This window comes from Streptomyces sp. NPDC026092, from assembly GCF_040638605.1.
Lineage (GTDB): Bacteria > Actinomycetota > Actinomycetes > Streptomycetales > Streptomycetaceae > Streptomyces.
This window is the reverse complement of record NZ_JBEZYN010000015.1, coordinates 35,552-55,031: the sequence shown is the minus strand read 5'-3', so window position 1 is coordinate 55,031 and position 19,480 is coordinate 35,552. Positions and strand designations below refer to the sequence as shown.

Sequence of the window (19,480 nt, the reverse complement as noted above, 5' to 3'; positions counted from 1 at the left end):
GGGGTCGGGCGGGGATTTCCGAGAGGTGCGACGCGTCAGGCCTCTTGCGTTGTCCGGGAGTTCACGCCCTACTACCAGGGTGCCGGACATGAGCGAACCGACCCGACGAACGCTCCTGACGACGAGCGTCGCCTCCGCCCTTACCTTGGGAAGCGTGAGCTTCGCGCACGCGGCCGACACCCCCGGTGGCGACCGCACCGAGACCGTCGGCGGCACGCTGCCGCCCGGCTCCCCCGACTACGTGTACCTGCCGGTCGAGATCCCCCGCGGGGTCCGCGAGATCCACGTCGCGTACACCTACGACCGGCCCGCCGTCCCCGCCGGGACGCAGGGCAACGCCCTGGACATCGGCATCTTCGACCAGCGCGGCACCGAGCTCGGCGGGGACGGCTTCCGCGGCTGGTCGGGCGGCGCGCGCAAGGAGTTCTTCCTGCGCACCGACGAGGCCACACCCGGCTACGTCGCCGGTCCGCTGCGGGCCGGGACCTGGTTCGTGGTGCTCGCCCCGTACACGGTGGCGCCGCAGGGGCTCACGTACTCCGTGACCCTCACCCTGCGGTTCGGCGCCTCGCTTCCCGTCGTCCGGCCCGTGTACCCGCCCGAGCGGGCCAAGGGGCGGGGCCGGGCCTGGTACCGGGGCGACAGCCATCTGCACACCGTGTACTCGGACGGCCGCCGCACGCCCGCCGAGGTCGCCGCGCTCGCGCGCGCCGCCGGGCTCGACTTCCTTAACCCCACCGAGCACAACACCCATGCCGGGCACGGCGCGTGGGCGGAGCTCGCCGGGGACGACCTGCTGATCCTCCTCGGCGAGGAGATCACCACGCGCAACGGTCACGTCCTGGCGCTGGGCACCGAGCCCGGCACGTTCGTGGACTGGCGCTACCGGGCGCGGGAGAACCGTTTCGGGCACTTCGCCCGCGCGATCCGCCGGGCGGGCGGTCTGGTGGTCCCCGCGCACCCGCACGCCACCTGCATCGGCTGCAACTGGAAGTTCGGCTTCGGCGACGCGGACGCGGTCGAGGTGTGGAACGGGCCGTACACCCCGGACGACGAGGTGTCCCTGGCCGGCTGGGACGCGGCGCTCGCGAAGGGCCGCTGGACCCCGGCGATGGGCAACAGCGACGCCCACCGCGACCCGGACCGGGTCGGCACCCCGCAGACCGTGGTCCTGGCGGACGAGCTGAGCCGGGAGGCGATCCTGGCGGGCCTGCGCGCGGGCCGTTCGTACGTCGCCGAGTCCTCGGCGGTCTCGCTCGACTTCGCGGTCACGGACGGGCGGGGGCGGACGGCCGGCATCGGCGAGCGCCTGCGCGTCCCGGCGGACCGGCCCGTGACGGCCCGGCTCACGGTGACCGGCGCCCCGGAGGGCGCCACGGTCCGCTTCGTCACGGACCAGGGCGTCCTGCACACGGCGCCCGCGCCCGCGGCGGGGCAGCCGGTGGAGTGGGCGACGACGGCCGCGTACGCCTCCTACGTACGGGCGGAGGTACGGCACCCGGCGACGCTGCCGCCCCTCCCGGGCGCGCTCGTGGCCTTCACCAACCCGGTGTTCCTGGAGGGCACCCGCTGACCGGGCTGGTCAGGCCGCGTACTCGCTGAGGTCGATGGCGTGCACGCGCAGCGGCGTACCGAAGGCCGGGTGCTCCAGCTCGCGCTCCGGGCTCATGCCGAGCTTGCGCATGACGTTCTCGGAGGCCGTGTTGGAGATGTGGGCGATGGAGATCACCCGGTCGAGGCCGCGGTCCTGGAGCGCCCACTCCAGGACCGCGTGCGCGGCCTCGGAGGCGTACCCCTGACCCCAGAACGGCCGCCCGAGCCGCCAGCCGATCTCCACCTCGTGCGCCAGCTCGGGCAGGAACTGGGGGACGGAGAGCCCGGCGAAGCCGATCAGCTCGCCGGAGCCGAGGAGTTCGACGGCGAAGAGCCCGAAGCCCTCGTCGTCCCACTCCTCCTCCCACCGCTCGATGTCCTCCGCGGTCTGCTCCAGATCCCGGACGGACCCGTCGCGGATCCAGCGCATCACCTCGGGGTCGGCGTCGATCTCGGCCATGGGCACGAGGTCGTCGTCGGTCCAGCGGCGCAGGAGGAGGCGGGGGGTGAGGATCTCGGTCATGGCCCCATCCTCTCAGCCGCCCGAGGCCGGCCCGCTCCCTGCCGAGCCGGTGCGGTGGCCCGGGCAGGGGGACGGGCATCCCGAGGCTGCCTCCAGCGGCTATCCCGCGATGACGAACCCGCGGGTGGGCCGGTAGGCCGCGGCGGCGGCCACGGCCGCGAGAGTCTCCTCGGTGATGTCCCGCTGCTCACCCGGGCCGGCCTGATCGACCACTCGCCAGGGGCCCGCCGGATACCGTCGGTCCACCGGCACGAGGACCCCGGGGATCCCGTACCTACGCATCGATTCGTGCAGTGCCGAGACTTCGCGCGCGTCCATGGCTCTCCTTGTTCCCTCGGGGGGTGCCGAGCCCATTCCCCAGGGTCGGGCGGGAGGGAAGCGCAGCCGCCGGGGTTGATCGTGCCGCAGCCGCCGGGCATCGGGGTGTGATCGCAGTTCGCGACGACAGCGACCGGCGACTTCTTCGGTCCCGCCCAGAGCTCGGCGTCCGGGGTATGGCCCGCCTGCTCGATGAGGGCCATGGTGCGGGTGAGGACCTCCGGGTCGTGCCTGGAGACGTCGGGGCGCTCGGGGTAGTGGTGGACGGTGCGGCCGAGGCAGCTGCACAGGGTCGCGTACATGTGCGTGTGGAGGATGAGCGCATGCCATCCCTCGTCCACCTCGCGGGTGGGCGCGATGCGGACCGTCGGGAAGAGGCTGGCGGCATGGACGAACTTCAGGGCCTCGTCGACGATTCGGGAGGCCATTGAGGGGTCGATCACCACGCACGATGCCGACTACCGGCTGACCGAAGCCGACTTCGACCTCGCCGCGCGCATCGACGCCATCGTCGCCGCACACCAGGCGCTGCCGCTCGACTGACCCCGGACACGACGACGGCGCGTCGTCGTGCACGGGTGCCGGCAGCGGGCGGGTCGCGCACCACCGTCTCGCCCCGCTTCTACGGGTGCCGTCGGCCCCGACGGGCGCCGATGGACCTGTGTCGCCGGGTGCGCGACCCTGCTTGGATGGCGATCATGCTGAGCCGCCTCGAGACGTACTACGACACCGTCCCCCGGTCCGCCGCCCGCGCCGAGGAGTTCAGGTCGCTGACCCTGTTCGTACGGGAGGGGCAGGGCTGGCCGTACTACGCCCGCCCCGCGCTCGGGCACACCGGTGAGGTGCCGCTCGCCGACGTGGAGCGGGTGCGGGCGCGCCAGCGGGAGCTGGGCGCGCCCGAGGCGTTCGAGTGGGTCGCGGAGACGACGCCGGGGCTGCGGGCGGCCGTCGAGAAGAGCGGGCTCGTGGTCAACGAGCACCCGCTGATGGTCCTCGAAGGGGAGGGCGTGGCGGTCCCCGCGCCCGAGGGCGTGACCGTACGGATGGTGGAGGCCGGCGACCCGGCCCTGGAGTCGGCCGCCGCCGTCCCGTACGCGGCCTTCGGGGTCACCCCGGACGCCTCGGTCGCCGGGCACCTGGCGGCCAGGATCGACGCGGGGCTCACCCGGCTCGCCGCCGCCGTGGACGCGGACGGCACGGCCCTCTCGGCCGGGCAGCACCAGCCGGTCGGGACCGCCCTGGGCACCGTCTCGGAGGTCGTCGGGGTCGGCACCCTGCCGGCCGCCCGGCGACGCGGGCTCGGCCTCGCCGTGACCGCCGCGCTCGTCGCCGACGCGCGGGCGCGCGGGGTGGAGACCGTGTTCCTGTCGGCGACGGACGAGAGCGTGGCCCGGCTCTACGGGCGGCTCGGCTTCCGTACGGCGGGCACGGCGCTGATCGCCGAACCGGCCTCCTGAGCCGCTCGGGAAAACCGCCGCGAAAAAATCTTCCCGGTCGTGTCACATCCGCGTCGCGCGGTCCGTCAGTGCTGTGAAGGCAACGAGAACCGGCACCACGGACCGCCCAAGGAGCGACCGCCATGCAGCAGCACACGACCACCCAGCGCATGACCAACCCCGCCTACCTCCTGCCCGACGCCGGAACGGCCATCCAGAGCCTGGTGAAGGCCACCCGTCAGGGCGGCGTCGCCGAGTCGATCCTGGAGCTCGTGCACCTGCGGGCCAGCCAGATCAACGGCTGCGGCTTCTGCGTCGACTACGGCGCGAAGGGCGCCCGGAAGGCCGGGGTGAGCGACGAGAAGCTGTTCGCCGTGGCCGCCTGGCGTGAGACGCCGTACTTCACCGACGAGGAGCGCGCCGCGCTCGCCCTCGCCGAGCACGCGACGCGGCTCGCGGATACCTCGGACGCCGTGCCGGACCCGGTGTGGGACGCGGCGGCGGACCACTTCGACGAGAAGCAGCTCGCCGCGATCGTGCTGATGGTCAGCCTCACGAACCTGTTCAACCGGCTCAACGTCACGGTGCGGCAGCCGGCGGGCGTGGCGATCTGAGCCCGCGGAGGGGCACACGGGCGGGCGGCCTGACGGGCACCCGAACGGACCGCACCACCCGCCCGGGGTCCCTCGTTGGTCGGGGCATGAAGAAGATGCTCACCGCGGCCCTGACCGGTCTCGCCCTCGCGGGCAGCCTCGGCGCCGCCGGTTCCGCCGTCGCCGACACGTCGACCGACCTCGGCAACGCCAACCTGCCCTCCGTCGTCCCGCTGAGCGGCCTCCTGAACCCCCAGGAGCGGCCCGCCGAGATGCCGGCCGCGAACGCGGCGGTCGAGGGGCTCCTGCCCGGGCGCTGAGCCCCGGGGGTACGAAAGCGCGAGGTGGCGGGGCCCTTTCGGGTCCCGCCACCTCGCGCGTTCATGACTCAGGTGTACGTACGGGCTGTCAGTCGGCGACCACCAGCGACGGGGTCTCCTTCGTCAGCACCTCGCCCCGGAAGAACGCGGGGCTCTTGCGCTGCATGACCAGCATGATCACGAAGCCGACGAGGAGCAGTCCGACGCCGATCACGAAGACCGAGCCGACGCCGAGGACGGACGAGCCGCTGCCGTAGGCCGGGTCCCACATGTCGTACAGCGTCTTGCCGAAGACGGCGGTCAGCAGGACGCCGCCGAGGACCGGGCACAGGCCCTTGTAGAGGAAGTCCCGGCCGGAGCGGAAGAGCTCCTTGCGGAAGTACCAGGCGCAGGCGAACGCGGTCAGCGAGTAGTAGAAGCAGATCATCAGGCCGAGCGCGTAGATCGTGTCGACCAGGACGTTCTCGCTGACCAGGGTCATCACCGTGTAGAACGCGCCGGTGGCGACGCCCGCGACGATCGTGGCCTTGCCCGGCACCTTGAAGCGCGGGTGGACCTTGGCGAAGGACGGCGGGAGCGCCTCGTACGTCGACATCGCGAGGACCGTGCGGGCCACCGGGATGAACGTCGTCTGGAGGCTGGCCGCCGCGGAGGCGAGGACGGCGACGAAGAGCAGGATGCCGAGGACCGGTCCCATGACCGGGCCCGCGAGGGCCGCGAAGACGTTGTCGGAGGTCTCCGGGTTGGCGAGGCCGAGTCCGGTGTCGCCGGAGCCGACGGCCATCTGCGCGGCGATGCCGGTGGCGAGGTAGGAGCCGACCAGGACGACCATCGCGATGAGCGCGGCGCGGCCGGGGGTCTTGGTGGAGCCCGTGGTCTCCTCGTTGGTCGCCATGCAGGCGTCCCAGCCCCAGTACATGAAGATCGAGAGGGAGAGACCGGCCGTGAAGGCGGCGAAGGACTGGACGGCGAACGGGTTCATCCACTCCCAGGAGAAGGAGAGCCCGGTGTCGAAGGTGCCGCTGCCGGCCTTCTGGAAGGCCATCGCGACGAAGATCGCGAGGACGACGAGCTGGAGGCCGACGAGGGCGTACTGCACGCCCTTGGTGGCGGTCATGCCGCGGTAGCTGATCGCGGTCGCGATGGCGATGAGCGCGAGGCAGGTGACGATGTGGACGGCCTTGTTGTCGTCCAGGGCGGCGATGGACTCAGCTCCGGTGAGTTCTCCGGCGAGGAGCCAGAAGTACGAGGTGGCGACGCCGGCCAGGTTGGAGAGCACGATGATCGTCGCGATGACGAGGCCCCAGCCGCACATCCAGCCGATCTTGGGGCCGAAGGCCTTCACGGTCCAGGTGAAGGAGGTGCCGCAGTCGGGCATGACCCGGTTGAGCTCGCGGTACGCGAAGGCGACGAGCAGCATCGGGAGGAAGCCGGCGAGGAAGATCGCGGGCATCTGGAGGCCGACCTCGCCGGCGGTGGAGCCGAGCGTCGAGGTCAGACAGTAGACGGGGGCGACGGTCGAGATGCCGATGACGGCACTGCCCATGAGCCCGACGGAGTTCCCGCCGAGACCCTTCTTCCGAACGCCGTGGCTGTCGGTGGTGGCGTCCGTGACGCCCCTTACCGTGTCTCCGGCCTGGGGCCGTGCTTCCACCTGAGTCATGAACAGGACGTTAAATGCTGCGGTTTCCACATCCGGAAGACGAAAGTCCGGGACGTTGACCGATCTTCACCTTGCATTAAGAGGGCGACAACGACCTCTGAGCATTGATTGAAAGATCGACCACCCGGTCGCACCGACCGATTGGTAGGCGTCTCACCGACTGTCCGATATGCGGGAACCGCAGCACCACCCCAAATGTCCGTTTTCAAATTTTCCCGAAGAATTTTCCGGGCCGTGCGGGAGGCCGTACTCCGGGCCGCGCTCCGGCCGCGCGGGAAGCGGGTCAGCCCGGCCAGACCACCGCCTGCGTCTCGCTGTACGCGTGCAGGGCGTACGAGCCCACGTCCCGCCCCACACCGCTCTTCTTGAAGCCGCCGAAGGGCGCCTCCATGTTCCGTCCGATCGTGTTCACCCCGACGCCGCCGGCCCGCAGCCGGGCCGCGATACGGAATGCGCGGGCCACGTCGCCCGACCACACGTAGTCGAGGAGCCCGTAGTCGCTGTCGTTGGCCAGCGCGACGCCCTCCTCCTCGTCGTCGAACGGGACGACCACGACGACCGGACCGAAGATCTCCTCCCGCACCACGCGCATGTCGTTCGTGCAGTCGGCGAGCAGGGTCGGGGCGACGTAGAAGCCGCGCTCCATGGCGGGCCGGACCCCGCCCGCCACCACCCGCGCGCCCTCCTTCTTCCCGAGCTCGACGTACGACTCCACCCGGTCGCGGTGGGCCGCCGAGATCACCGGGCCGACGACCGTGCCCGGCACCGTCGGGTCGCCGACCTTCATGAAGGCGAGGTAGCCGGTGAGCTTCTCGATCAGCTGCTCGTAGATCCCGCGCTGGGCGAGCACCCGGGTCGGGGCCGTACAGATCTGGCCGCTGTAGAAGGAGAACGTGGTCCCGATGCCCATCACGGCCGAGTCGAGGTCGGCGTCGTCGAGGACGAGCGCCGCGCCCTTGCCGCCCAGCTCCATCAGCTGCCGCTTCAGCGCCCGGCCGCAGACCTCGCCGATCCGCTGGCCGACGGCCGTGGAGCCGGTGAAGGAGACCATGTCGACGTCCGGCGAGTCGACGGCCGCCTCGCCGACGGCGGCGCTCGTGCCCGTGACGACGTTGACGACTCCGGCCGGGATGCCCGCCTCCTCCAGGGCGCGGGTCATCGCGAAGACCGAGAGCGGGTCCTGCGGGGCGGGCTTCACCACGACCGTGTTGCCCATGGCGAGCGCCGGGGCGATCTTGCCGGCCGGGTTGGCCCAGGGGTTGTTGTACGAGGTGATGCAGGTGACCACGCCGACCGGGCGGCGCACGGCGACCGCGCCGAAGACCCCTGCCTTGCCCATGGGCCCGGCCTCGTTGATCTGCGGGGGCAGCGCCTGCTCGACGGGTTCCAGGGCACCGCGAGCGTACCGCCGGAAGCGGGACGATCCGACGGCGACCTGCATCCCGCGCGCGGTGCCGGTGATGGCGCCGGTCTCGGCCTGCGCGAGGGCCACGTTCGCCTCGGCGTCCCGGGCCATCAGGTCGGCGGCCCGGTCGAGGAGCGCGGCGCGCTCCTCCGGTTTCGTACGGGACCAGGTCGCGAAGGCCTCGCGGGCGGCGGCCGCCGCCTCGTACACCTGGTGCGTGGACGCCTCGGGCGCGAGGCCGACGACCTCCTCGGTGGCCGGGTTGACCACCTCGTAGTGGCCGCCGTCGGGCTCGACCCACGCGCCGCCGATGAAGAGTCGCTGATCCGCCCGGCTCATCGGGTGGACACCGTCCTCGTGTCGCGGCCCGAGCGCAGCACTCGGCCGGGTATCGCGCCGGTCACCTCGTCGTCGCGGATGGTCTCCACGCCGTTGACGCGGACGGAGACGACGCCGATCGCGCGCGAGTCGAGCCGGGGGCTGTCGCCGGGCAGGTCGTGCACGAGGGTCGCGGGCCCGGCGTCGATCCGCTCGGGGTCGAAGAGGACGAGATCGGCGTGGAACCCCTCGGCGATCCGGCCGCGTTCACGCAGCCCGAAGAGCCGGGCCGGGTCGTCGCTGAGCATCTTCACCGCCTGCTCCAGGGGGACGAGCTTGCGGCCGCGCAGGCAGTCGCCGAGGAAGCGGGTGGTGTACGGGGCGCCGCACATCCGGTCCAGGTGCGCGCCGGCGTCGGAGCCGCCGAGCAGCACGTCCTCGTGCTCCCAGGTCTCGCGGCGCAGCGCCCAGGAAGCCGGGTCGTTGTCGGAGGGCATGGGCCACAGGACGGTCCGCAGCTCGTCGTTGGCGCAGATCTCGACGAGGCACTGGAAGGGGTCCTGGCCGCGCTCGGCGGCGATGTCGTTGACGACGCGTCCGGTGAGGCCCTCGTTCTCGCGGCTGTACGTGTCCCCTATGACGTAACGGCCGAAGTGGGCGAGGCGGCGGAAGACGCCGGCCTCCTTGGAGTCGGCGCGGCGCAGCATCTCGGAGCGGACGTCGGGGTCGCGGAGCTTGGCGATGCGCTCGGGGACGGGGAGGCCCAGGATCTCGCCCCAGCCGGGGATGAGGTTGAGGGCGCAGAACGTGCCGAGCGACATGTTCATGGGGGTCAGGATCGGCATGGTGAGCGCGACGATCCGGCCGCCGGACTTGCGGGCGCGTTCGGAGGCGACGAGCTGGCGCGGGACGCGTTCGGGGACGGCGGCGTCGATGGTGAGGACGTTCCAGTTGAGGGGGCGTCCGGCGGCGGCGGTCATGTCGACGAACAGGTCGATCTCGTCGTCGGAGAACTGGTCGAGGCAGCCGGCCAGGATCGCCTCGATCTGGGTGCCCTCGTGCTCGCCGACGGCCTTCGCGAGGGCGACGAGTTCGGCGGGCGAGGCGTGCCGGGAGGCGACGGGAGCGCCGTCGCCGTCGGAGTGGGTGGCGGACTGGGTGGTGGAGAGGCCCCAGGCGCCGGCGTCCATGGCGTCACGGAGGAGGTCGGTCATCCGCCGGATCTGCTCGGGCGTGGCGTGCCCGCCGACGGCGTCGGAGCCCATCACGTACCTGCGCAGGGCGCAATGCCCCACCATGAAGCCGGCGTTGACGGCGATGCGTCCTTCGAGGGCGTCGAGGTACTCGCCGAAGGAGGACCAGCTCCAGTCGACGCCCTCCTCCAGGGCCTTGAGGGCCATGCCCTCGACCTTGGACATCATGCGGCGCGTGTAGTCGGCGTCCTCGGGCCGGTCCGGGTGGAGCGGGGCGAGGGTGAAGCCGCAGTTGCCGCCGGCGACGGTGGTGACGCCGTGGTTCATGGAGGGCGTGGCGAAGGGGTCCCAGAAGAGCTGGGCGTCGTAGTGGGTGTGCGGGTCGACGAACCCGGGCGCGAGGACGAGGCCGCGGGCGTCCTCGGTGGTACGGGCGACCGCGCCGGCCTCGGGGAGGACGATCCGCCCGTCCTTTATCCCGATGTCGGCGACGCGTGCGGGGGCGCCGGTGCCGTCCACGACGGTGGCGCCCTTGATCAGGTGGTCGAGCATGACGGTCCTTTCGGCACGTGGACTGCCCCGGCCGGGACCCACGCAGTCGGCCGCGACTACGAGGCCCCCGACCGGGGCCGGTGACGGGACGGCGATCCGGGAAGACACCGCCCCGCGCTCGTGGTGGGCGGGGACGTTTCCCCCACCCCGCCCCTTCCCTGAACCCTGCCGGGGGCGGGGTGAGGGCTGCTCAGGTGCACGTGAGGCTGCGCCCCGCCCGGTGGGGGCGAGGGCTACGCCCCGCCCCGGAGGACGGATCGGGTTCCCGGGACTGCGCCCCGCCCCCGGTGGGCGGATCGGGTTCCCGTGACTACGCCCCGCCCCGGAGGACGGCAGCTCCGCGCCGCCCACGCCCGTTGTGGGCAGTCGTTCCGCTGGGGCGGAACGGGTGGGCACAACGGACGGCGCCCTGGCGGGCGCGTCCGCTCCAGGGCCCGACGCCCACGGGACCGGCACCCCGTGAAGACCGTCCGCCCGGAGGGCCTGACCCACGGGGGCGGTGCCCCATGCGGGGCCACCCCGAGGACTTCGGCCCTCCGGGCCGGAACCCGGGCGGGCGCCCGCGCAGCAGGCCCCGGTGCGGGTGGGGCCCTGAACGGAACGCGCCCGCAAGGGCGCCGTCCCGCGGCGAAGCCCCCCCGTCACGCGCCCGCGGCCCCGCGGAAGCGGGTGGTGCGGTGGATCGGGTCCGTGTCGATCTTCGGGATCACGTGTTCGCCGATCAGCTTGATCGAGTTCATCGTGTCCTCGTACGAGATGCCGATCGGCAGGCCGAAGGAGAGCTGGTCCGCGCCCGCCTGCTCCCAGCGCTTGCACTGGGCCAGGACCTCCGACGGGTCGCCGCAGATCATCAGCTCCTCCGCGATGAGGAGTTCGATGATCTCCGCGCTGTACTCGGGGAGCAGCTCCGGCCACTCCGGGATGCCTTCGGGGCGCGGGAAGGTGTCGTGGTAGCGGAAGAGCAGCGACTGCAGGTAGTTGAGCCCGCCGCCGACCGCGATCTCGACCGCCTTGTCGTGCGTCTCGGCGCAGATCGCCGTCGAGGTGACCATGACGTTGTCGTTGACGAAGTCACCGACCGCCTTCGCCTCCTTGATCGCCGTCTTGTACGACTCGAGCACCCACTCCATGTCGGAGACCTTCTGCACGCTGAAGCCCAGGACCCCGAGCCCCTTCTTCCCCGCCATCGCGTACGAAGGCGGCGAGCCGGCCGCGTACCACATGGCCGGGTGGGACTTCCCGTACGGCTTCGGCAGGACCTTGCGCGGCGGCAGGGACCAGTGCTTGCCCTGGAAGCCGACGTACTCGTCCTGGAGCCACATCTTGGGGAACTCGGCGATCGTCTCCTCCCAGATCTCCTTCGTGTGGTTCATGTCGGTGATGCCCGGCATGAACCCGAGGATCTCGTGGGAGCCCGCCCCGCGCCCCGAGCCGAACTCGAAGCGGCCCTGGGAGAGGTGGTCGAGCATCGCGACCTTCTCCGCCACCTTGACCGGGTGGTTCACCGGCGCGAGGGGGTTGAAGATGCCCGAGCCCAGGTGGATCCGGTCGGTCGCGTGGGCGAGGTAGCCCAGGTAGACGTCGTTCGCCGAGAGGTGCGAGTACTCCTCCAGGAAGTGGTGCTCGGAGGCCCAGGCGTACTTGAACCCGGACTTGTCCGCCTGGATGACGTACTCGGTCTCCTCCATCAGCGCCTTGTGCTCGGCCTCGGGATCGGTCTCGGCGCGCTTGCCGACGTATCCCTGTACGAAGATCCCGAATTCCAAGGGGGTTCACCGTCCTCGTTGTTTCTGACGTACCGTCAGATTCTCGATGTGCCCGACTCTCGCACCGCACCGTGGGTCAGTCAATACCTGACGCCTCGTCAGGCAAGCTCAGAACAGGCTCACGCCCGCCAGCCAGCCGCCGTCGATGACGAACGGCTGGCCCGTGATGTACGAGGAGTCCTCCGCGGTCAGGAAGAGCGCGAGCGCCGCCACCTCCTCCGGCCTCCCGATCCGCCCCATCGGCACGAGCTTCTGGTACAGCCCCGCCGTCGCCTCCGGGTCCACGCCCTCCGGATTGCTCATCGGGGTGTCGATCGCCCCCGGGCAGACCGCGTTGACCCGGATCCTCTTCGCCGCCAGCTCCAGGGCCGCGACCTTGGTGAGCCCGAGCACCGCGTGCTTGGTCGCCGCGTACGCGCCGACCCCCGCCATGCCCGTCACCCCGGTGTACGAAGCCGTGTTGACGATCGTGCCGCCGCCCGCCGCCTCGATCTCGGGCGAGACCGTCCGTATCCCCAGGAAGCAGCCCACCTGGTTGACCGAGACGATCGCCTGGAACTCCTCCAGCGGGGTGGACACCAGCTCGTTGAAGCGCAGGATCCCCGCGTTGTTCACCAGGCCGTCGATCCGCCCGAAACGCTCCTTCGCGACCGCCACCGCCGCCGTCCAGTCCTCCTCCTTCGTCACGTCGAGGTGGACGTAGACCGCGCGCGCCTCCCCCAGCTCCTTCGCCAGCGCCTCGCCCGGCGCGTCGAGCACGTCCCCGAGGACGACCCGCGCCCCCTCGGCGGCGAAGAGCCGCGCCTCCTGCTCGCCCTGCCCGCGCGCCGCGCCCGTGACGACGACGACCCGCCCGTCCAGCTTGCCCATGTCGGTCCAACTCCTCAGCTCAGGTGGGGGGCGACCTCGGCGGCGAACGCCGCCATCTGATCGGTGAGTTCGGTACGGCTCCGGGAGCGGAACCGGACCTGGATCTGGTGCACGCCCATCGCGCCGTACGCGTTCAGCGACTCCGCCAGGGCCTCCGGCTTGCCGGTCAGCGTCCGCCGGCCGACCTCCCAGCCCGCCTCGCCGACGTACAGCGCCTCGGTGATCGCCCCGACGGTGATCGGGTCCGCGATCCCGGCCTCCTCGCGGAGCTCCTTGAGGCGGGCGATCCGGACGGCCAGCTTCTCCCTCGGGTCGCCCTGCGGCAGCCAGCCGTCGCCCTTGAGCGCGGCCCGGCGCACGGCGGCCGGCGACGAGCCGCCGACCCAGACCGGCACCCGCGCCTGGACGGGCCGGGGCCGCTGCCCGAGGTCCTTGAAGGCGAACCGCTCACCCGCGTGCTCCGGGAACTCCTCCGGCCCGAGGGCCGCCCGCAGCGCGTCGATCGTCTCGTCGAGGACCGGTCCCCGGCGGACGAAGTCCGCGCCGACCGCCTCGAACTCCTCCTGGACGTGCCCGGCCCCGACCCCGAGGACCAGGCGGCCGCCGGAGAGATGGTCGAGGGTCGCGTACGCCTTCGCGGAGACCAGCGGGTGGCGCAGGCCGACGACGGCGACGTGCGAGAGCAGCCGGACGCGCTCGGTGGCGGCGGCCAGGAAGGAGAGGGTGGCGACCGGGTCGTACCAGATGGTGCTCATCGGCCCGGCGAGCCGGCGCGGGATGGCGACGTGGTCGCAGCTCGCGATGTAGTCGAAGCCGGTGCGGTCGGCGACGCGGGCGATCTCCAGCAGGTCGGCGGGGCCCGCGTCGGCCTCCCAGGGCTCGGCGTAGAGGGTGCTCTGCGACTGGACCGGGAGCTGCATCCCGTAGACCACCATGATGGGACCCCCTGCTCTTGATCTGACGATTCGTCATATGGGTGGGCGGGTCTCATGCTTGCGTCTGACGGTCCATCAGACAAGGGGTGGGCCGTGACGAGGTGCCGGAACCGTTCCGGGCATGTCTCGGAGCCGTAACCGGCTGAGTGACCCCCGCGGCCGCCCCCGTACTCCCCCGCGAAGGCAGCACACGAAGGGCACCGACGCCCACGTCACACAGGGGGAACCATGAAGATCCAGCGCCTCGGAACGATCGCCGCCGTCACCACCACGGCCGCGCTCCTGCTCACCGCGTGCGGCGGTACGGAGGACAAGGCGGCGGACAAGGCCGCGGACAGGCCCACCGCGAGCGCCACGAGCTCCGCCGACGCCGCCTCCTCCTCCTCGGAGTTCACCTCCCTCAGCGGCACCGCGAAGCAGAACAACGCCCAGCCGAAGACCGGTGACTGGGCCAACTCGCCCGGCAAGCCGCAGAAGTGGGTGCAGCTGAGCGCCGCCCGCGCGGGCGCCCTCTCGCCGGTCGTCGTCAACGGCGCGGGCTTCACGCTCTACCGCTTCGACAACGACACCGCGAAGCCGTCGAAGTCCACCTGCAACGACGCCTGCGCGACCACCTGGCCTCCGGTGGTCGTCGCGCCCGGCGGGCGGATCTTCATCGACGGCGTCAGGAAGTCCGACGTCGGCGTCGTCAAGCGGGACGACGGCAAGCTCCAGGTCACCATCGGCGGCTGGCCCGTCTACCGCTTCAACAAGGACCTGCGGCCCGGCGACACCAACGGCCAGGGCGTCGGCGGCACCTGGTTCGGCGTGACCCCGGACGGCAAGAAGGCGGGCGGTGGCGCGAGCGCGCCCGCCGGCTCCGGCACGAAGAGCAGCGTGACCCTCTCCGACGAGAAGAACTTCGGCGACCCCTCGGAGGGCCTGGCCGGCACCGGCTGCCAGAACGTGGGGCGCGACAACAGCGCGTCCTCGCTGCAGGCGAGCGGCACGGTGAAGATCTGGACGGAGAAGGACTGCAAGGGCACGTCGAAGTCGGTGACCGGCAACATCGCCGACCTGGCGTCGATCGGCTTCGACAACACGATCTCGTCGGTCCGCTTCGGCTGAGCCGCACAGAGCGGGGAGGCCGCCGCCCCGGAAGGGGTGGCGGCCTCCCCGCGTGACCTGGTTACGGCACCCAGAGCCCCTCCGCCGAAAGCCCCAGCAGCTCGATCGCGTTGCCGCGCACGATCCGCTCGACGACGTCCGGCGCCAGGTGCCCCATCTGGGCCTCGCCGACCTCGCGCGACTTGGGCCAGGTGGAGTCGGAGTGCGGGTAGTCCGTCTCGTAGAGGACGTTCCCGACCCCGATCGCGTCGAGGTTCTTCAGGCCGAAGGCGTCGTCGAAGAAGCAGCCGTAGACGTGCTCGGCGAAGAGCTCCGACGGCGGGCGCAGCACCTTCTCGGCGACGCCGCCCCAGCCCCGGTTCTCCTCCCACACCACGTCGGCGCGTTCGAGGATGTACGGGATCCAGCCGATCTGGCCCTCCGCGTACATGATCCTCAGGTTGGGGAAGCGCTCGAACTTGCCGCTCATCAGCCAGTCGACCATCGAGAAGCAGCAGTTGGCGAAGGTGATCGTGGAGCCGACGGCCGGCGGGGCGTCGGCGGAGGTGGACGGCATCCGGCTGGAGGAGCCGATGTGCATGGCGACGACCGTGCCCGTCTCGTCGCACGCGCGCAGGAAGGGGTCCCAGTAGTCGGTGTGGACGGAGGGGAGCCCGAGGTGCGGGGGTATCTCCGAGAAGGCGACCGCGCGCACGCCCCGGGCGGCGTTCCGCCGGACCTCCTCGGCGGCGAGGTCGGCGTCCCAGAGCGGGATGAGGGTGAGCGGGATCAGGCGCCCGTGGGCCTCGGGCCCGCACCACTCCTCCACCATCCAGTCGTTGTAGGCGCGGATGCCGAGGAGTCCGAGTTCGCGGTCGCTCGCCTCGGTGAAGGTCTGCCCGCAGAAGCGCGGGAAGGTGGGGAAACACAGGGCGGACTGGACGTGGTTGACGTCCATGTCCGCGAGCCGGTCCGGCACGGAGTACGAGCCGGGGCGCATCTGCTCGTAGGTGATGACCTCGAGCTTGATCTCGTCCCGGTCGTAGCCGACGGCGGTGTCGAGGCGGGTGAGCGGCCGGTGCAGGTCCTCGTACACCCACCAGTCGCCGATCGGCCCGTCGTCGCCCTTGGCGCCCATGACGGGCGCGAACTTGCCGCCGAGGAAGGTCATTTCCTTCAGGGGCGCGCGGACGATCCGGGGTCCTGTGTCGCGGTACCTGGACGGGAGCCGGTCCCGCCAGACGTGAGGCGGCTCCACGGTGTGGTCGTCCACCGAGATGATCTTCGGGAAGGTCTCCATGCGTTTCACGGTAGCGCTGATCTGACGACCCGTCAGCTCCTTGTGCGCGTACGAGCACCGTTACGCGCACCGTCTCGTGGGCCGGAACCTGTCGGATCATGGGGCAGGACTTGTGCAGACAGTCACCCGATGCTGACGCGCCCCCTCCGGACAAGGCAGACTGTCTTGGGCGAAACCAGCGGTACGGGCAGGGGGAGCTATGGACCGTGCGAACGGCCCGCGAGTTCCGGAGCAGCGCGCTCCGTCGACAGGTCCCGGCGTCGTCGGTCACGACGATGTCGGTCAGGACCTGCGCTTCGGTGTGCTCGGCCCGGTGCGTGCCTGGCGGGACGGCGAGGCCCTGCCCTCCGGCTCGCCCCAGCAGCGCGCCCTGCTCGCCGCGCTCCTGCTGCGCGACGGGCGGACGGCCACGGCCGGCGAGCTGATCGACGGCATCTGGGGCGACGAGCCGCCCTCGCAGGCCCTGGCGGCGGTACGGACGTACGCCTCGCGGCTGCGCAAGATCCTGAACCCCGGGGTGCTGACCTCCGAGTCGGGCGGCTACGCCATCCGCACCGCCCACTCCGGGGCCCTCGACCTGAACGTCGCGCAGGACCTGGCCGCCGAGGCGGAGAAGCTGCGCGTGGCCGGTGACCGCGCCGCGGCCCGGTCACGGCTCAACAAGGCCCTCGGGCTCTGGGACGGCGAGGCGCTGGCCTCCGTACCGGGGCCGTACGCCGAGACGCAGCGGACCCGCCTGGAGGAGTGGCGGCTCCAGCTCCTGGAGACCCGGCTCGACCTGGACCTGGAGGCGGGCGCGCACGCGGAGGCCGTCTCCGAGCTGACCGCGCTCACGGCGGCGCACCCGCTGCGGGAGCGGCTGCGCGAGCTCCTCATGCTGGCGCTCTACCGCAGCGGCCGGCAGGCCGAGGCGCTCGCCGTGTACGCGGACACCCGCCGGCTCCTCGCCGACGAGCTGGGCGTCGACCCGAACCCGGAGCTCTCCCGCCTCCAGCAGCGGATCCTGCGCGCGGACGCCGAACTGGCCCGCCCGGTCGAGGAGTCCGCGCCCGCGCCGACCGTGGCCCGCCCCGCGCAACTCCCGGCGACCGTCCCCGACTTCACCGGCCGCACCTCCTTCGTACGGGAGCTGGGCGACCAACTGGCGACCGCCGAGGGGTCCGTGATGGCCGTATCGGCGCTCGCGGGCATCGGCGGCGTCGGCAAGACGACGCTCGCGGTGCACGTGGCGCACGAGGCCCGCCCGCACTTCCCCGACGGCCAGCTGTACGTGGACCTCCAGGGCGCGGGCTCCCGCTGGGCGGCGCCCGAGACGGTCCTGGGCGCGTTCCTGCGGGCCCTCGGGACGCCGGACTCGGCCATCCCCGACTCGCTGGAGGAGCGGGCGGCCCTCTACCGCTCCACGCTCGACGGCCGCCGGGTCCTGGTGCTGCTCGACAACGCCCGGGACGCGGCCCAGGTCCGCCCGTTGCTTCCGGGCACGGCGGGCTGCGCGGCCCTGGTGACCAGCCGGATCCGGATGGTGGACCTGGCAGGGGCGCACCTGGTGGACCTGGACGTGATGTCCCCGGAGGAGGCGCTCCAGCTCTTCACCCGGATCGTCGGCGAGGAGCGCGTCTCGACGGAGCGCGAGGCGGCCCTGGACGTGGTCGCCGCCTGCGGCTTCCTTCCGCTGGCGATCCGTATCGCCGCCTCGCGCCTGGCGGCCCGCCGCACGTGGACGGTGGCGGTCCTGGCGGCCAAGCTCGCCGACGAGCGGCGCCGCCTGGACGAGCTCCAGGCGGGCGACCTCGCGGTGAAGGCCACCTTCGAGCTCGGCTACGGCCAGCTGGAGCCGGCCCAGGCCCGCGCCTTCCGCCTCCTGGGTCTCGCGGACGGCCCGGACATCTCCCTGGCGGCGGCCGCGGCCGTCCTCGACCTGGAGCTGCACACGACGGAGGACCTCCTGGAGGCCCTGGTCGACACCTCCCTCCTGGAGTCCGCCGCACCCGGCCGGTACCGGTACCACGACCTCGTACGCCTCTACGCGCGTGCATGCGCGGAACGGGACGAAGAGCCGCCGACGGAACGCGAGAAGGCCCTGTCGCGCCTCCTCGACTTCTACCTGTCGACGGCGGCCCGGGTGTACGCGATCGAGCGCCCGGGGGACCGTCTGGTCGACCACCTGGAGCCCACGGAGTACGAGGGCCTGGTCTTCACGGACCGCCACGACGCCCAGGACTGGCTGTACCGCGAGGCGAACTGCCTGCTGGCGTGCGTCCGGCAGTCGGCGGGGACGGCGGGGACGCTGCGGCGGGCGGTGGACCTGCTGTGGGCGGGCATCGACCTGGGCGAGTCCGGCGCCAACTCCAAGCAGTACGAGTCCGCGGCGGCGGCCCTGCGCGACGCCGCGCGCCAGTTCAGCGACGAGTACGCCGAGGGCCGCGCGTACATGAGCCTCACCAACGTCCGTACCCACACCGGCCGTTTCGACGAGGCCGACCGCGACGCCGCGCACGCCGCCCGGCTCGCGACGAAGACCTCGGACGCCCTGACGCTGCCGTGGGCGGCCAACGCGCGCGGCATCATCGCCGTCTACCAGACCCGCCAGACCGACGGCGAGCGGTATCTGACCACGGCCATCGAGGGGTTCCGCGCGGACGGGAACAACCCCGGCGAGGCCAGCGCCCTGTGCAACCTCTCGCGGATCCACCTGGCGATGGGCCGGGTGGCCAGCGCGGTCTCCCTGGCCGAACAGGGCATCGCCATATACGACTCCATGGGGCACTCGCTCCGCGGGGCGAACGGGCGGTACGCGCTCGGCATGGCCCTGACCGAGAGCGGGCGGCACACGGCGGGGGCGGAGGCCCTCCACGAGGCCCTCGCGGTCTTCCGGGACAGCCGCCAGCGGCTGTGGGAGGGCATGACGCTCTTCCGGCTCGCGGAGCTCGAACTGGCCGCCCGCCGGCACGCGCAGGCGGCGACCCTGGCGGAGCAGGCGCTCGTGGTGCTCAGCGGGATCGGTGGCGAGTGGCGGCGCGGAAACGTCCTCGCCGTGCTCGGCCAGGCGCTCGACCACATCGGGCAGAGCGGCCGGGCGCAGGCGTGCTGGCGCGAGGCGCTCACGATCCACGAGACCCTCGGGTCGCCGGAGGCGGCCGCCATCAGGGCGCTCCTCACCCCTTCGGCCGCCGCGTAGGAGTCCCGGACTGCGCGTTCATCGAACGTTTATCGCCGAACGGCATGCTCTGACTCATCGATCCGTCGCGTCGGGGGGCAGACGGGTCGCTGGTAAGGCCGTCGCTCCGACGCACTAGGGTGAGCGGCCCTGAGAGGCCCGTCCGGCAGTCCGCGGGGGAGCGGCCGGACGGGCCTGCCGATCCGACTCCACCGCTCAGAACAACGGAGGACCCATCATGACCGAGCCGAAGAAGACCGAGCCCGTCCTGAAGCCCCAGGACCAGCACGCCACCGGCACGGAGGAGGCTGCGATCACGAGCATGGACCAGCACGCCACCGGGGGCGGCGCCGACAAGGTCACCACGCTCGACCAGCACGCCACCGGCGGCGGCATCACCACCCTGGACCAGCACGCCACCTCCGAGCCGTTCAAGCCCAAGCAGGTCTGAG

16 protein-coding genes and 1 pseudogene are annotated in these 19,480 nt (G+C 72.1%); 8 read left to right on the top strand and 9 right to left on the bottom strand.

What is annotated here, in order from left to right; translation table 11 throughout:
• Positions 1-88 precede the first annotated feature (88 nt).
• Positions 89-1,573: a CehA/McbA family metallohydrolase gene (locus AB0F56_RS23775; protein ID WP_362013039.1), complete on the top strand. Its 1,485-nt coding sequence runs from the start codon at positions 89-91 to the stop codon at positions 1,571-1,573.
• Positions 1,574-1,582: 9 nt separating this feature from the next.
• Here AB0F56_RS23775 and AB0F56_RS23770 read toward each other — a convergent pair whose 3' ends face one another.
• Together AB0F56_RS23770 and AB0F56_RS23765 are read right to left on the bottom strand one after the other, a co-directional pair.
• Complete coding sequence (locus AB0F56_RS23770; RefSeq protein ID WP_362013037.1) at positions 1,583-2,116, bottom strand: GNAT family N-acetyltransferase; 534 nt, start codon at positions 2,114-2,116, stop codon at positions 1,583-1,585.
• A 99-nt stretch (positions 2,117-2,215) separates the two neighbouring features.
• Positions 2,216-2,434, bottom strand: coding sequence for a hypothetical protein (locus AB0F56_RS23765; protein WP_362013035.1), 219 nt, complete (start codon positions 2,432-2,434; stop codon positions 2,216-2,218).
• A gap of 438 nt (positions 2,435-2,872) precedes the next feature.
• On the opposite strand from AB0F56_RS23765, the pseudogene AB0F56_RS23760 reads away from it, so the two are divergent.
• The 4 genes and pseudogenes from AB0F56_RS23760 to AB0F56_RS23745 all read left to right on the top strand — a co-directional run.
• Positions 2,873-2,977 (top strand): annotated as a pseudogene (locus tag AB0F56_RS23760) (4a-hydroxytetrahydrobiopterin dehydratase); the annotation flags it as partial.
• 146 nt (positions 2,978-3,123) lie between these two features.
• Positions 3,124-3,891, top strand: coding sequence for a GNAT family N-acetyltransferase (locus tag AB0F56_RS23755; RefSeq protein WP_362013034.1), 768 nt, complete (start codon positions 3,124-3,126; stop codon positions 3,889-3,891).
• 122 nt (positions 3,892-4,013) lie between these two features.
• Complete coding sequence (locus AB0F56_RS23750; protein ID WP_362013033.1) at positions 4,014-4,484, top strand: carboxymuconolactone decarboxylase family protein; 471 nt, start codon at positions 4,014-4,016, stop codon at positions 4,482-4,484.
• 86 nt (positions 4,485-4,570) lie between these two features.
• Positions 4,571-4,783 (top strand): hypothetical protein, encoded by a 213-nt coding sequence (locus tag AB0F56_RS23745; RefSeq protein ID WP_362013031.1) that lies wholly within the window; start codon positions 4,571-4,573, stop codon positions 4,781-4,783.
• An 88-nt stretch (positions 4,784-4,871) separates the two neighbouring features.
• Here the strand turns inward: AB0F56_RS23745 and AB0F56_RS23740 are convergent, their stop codons facing one another.
• From AB0F56_RS23740 to AB0F56_RS23715, 6 genes are all read right to left on the bottom strand, one after another.
• Positions 4,872-6,446: an APC family permease gene (locus tag AB0F56_RS23740; protein WP_362013029.1), complete on the bottom strand. Its 1,575-nt coding sequence runs from the start codon at positions 6,444-6,446 to the stop codon at positions 4,872-4,874.
• A gap of 283 nt (positions 6,447-6,729) precedes the next feature.
• Positions 6,730-8,190: an aldehyde dehydrogenase family protein gene (locus AB0F56_RS23735; protein WP_362013027.1), complete on the bottom strand. Its 1,461-nt coding sequence runs from the start codon at positions 8,188-8,190 to the stop codon at positions 6,730-6,732.
• Entirely contained in the window at positions 8,187-9,914 is a 1,728-nt protein-coding gene (locus tag AB0F56_RS23730; protein WP_362013025.1) for a D-aminoacylase, read from the bottom strand. The genes AB0F56_RS23735 and AB0F56_RS23730 overlap by 4 nt, the downstream gene beginning before the upstream one ends.
• Positions 9,915-10,555: 641 nt before the next feature.
• On the bottom strand, positions 10,556-11,680 hold the full coding sequence (locus tag AB0F56_RS23725) for an LLM class flavin-dependent oxidoreductase (RefSeq protein ID WP_362013024.1): 1,125 nt from the start codon (positions 11,678-11,680) through the stop codon (positions 10,556-10,558).
• 108 nt (positions 11,681-11,788) lie between these two features.
• Positions 11,789-12,550, bottom strand: a complete 762-nt coding sequence (locus tag AB0F56_RS23720) for a glucose 1-dehydrogenase (RefSeq protein ID WP_362013023.1) — start codon at positions 12,548-12,550, stop codon at positions 11,789-11,791.
• A 14-nt stretch (positions 12,551-12,564) separates the two neighbouring features.
• The gene (locus AB0F56_RS23715; RefSeq protein ID WP_362013022.1) at positions 12,565-13,485 is read right to left on the bottom strand and encodes an LLM class F420-dependent oxidoreductase; all 921 of its coding nucleotides are present in this window, start codon (positions 13,483-13,485) and stop codon (positions 12,565-12,567) included.
• Positions 13,486-13,713: 228 nt separating this feature from the next.
• Between AB0F56_RS23715 and AB0F56_RS23710 the strand changes: the two genes are divergently transcribed.
• Complete coding sequence (locus AB0F56_RS23710) at positions 13,714-14,592, top strand: hypothetical protein (RefSeq protein ID WP_362013021.1); 879 nt, start codon at positions 13,714-13,716, stop codon at positions 14,590-14,592.
• A gap of 61 nt (positions 14,593-14,653) precedes the next feature.
• Here the strand turns inward: AB0F56_RS23710 and AB0F56_RS23705 are convergent, their stop codons facing one another.
• A complete protein-coding gene (locus tag AB0F56_RS23705) occupies positions 14,654-15,871 on the bottom strand; it encodes an amidohydrolase family protein (RefSeq protein ID WP_362013020.1) in 1,218 nt (405 codons plus the stop codon).
• Between the two features lie 199 nt (positions 15,872-16,070).
• Between AB0F56_RS23705 and AB0F56_RS23700 the strand changes: the two genes are divergently transcribed.
• On the top strand, positions 16,071-19,049 hold the full coding sequence (locus AB0F56_RS23700) for a BTAD domain-containing putative transcriptional regulator (protein ID WP_362013018.1): 2,979 nt from the start codon (positions 16,071-16,073) through the stop codon (positions 19,047-19,049).
• Positions 19,050-19,266: 217 nt separating this feature from the next.
• On the top strand, positions 19,267-19,479 hold the full coding sequence (locus tag AB0F56_RS23695) for a hypothetical protein (RefSeq protein WP_362013016.1): 213 nt from the start codon (positions 19,267-19,269) through the stop codon (positions 19,477-19,479).
• The last annotated feature ends 1 nt before the right edge of the window (position 19,480 follow it).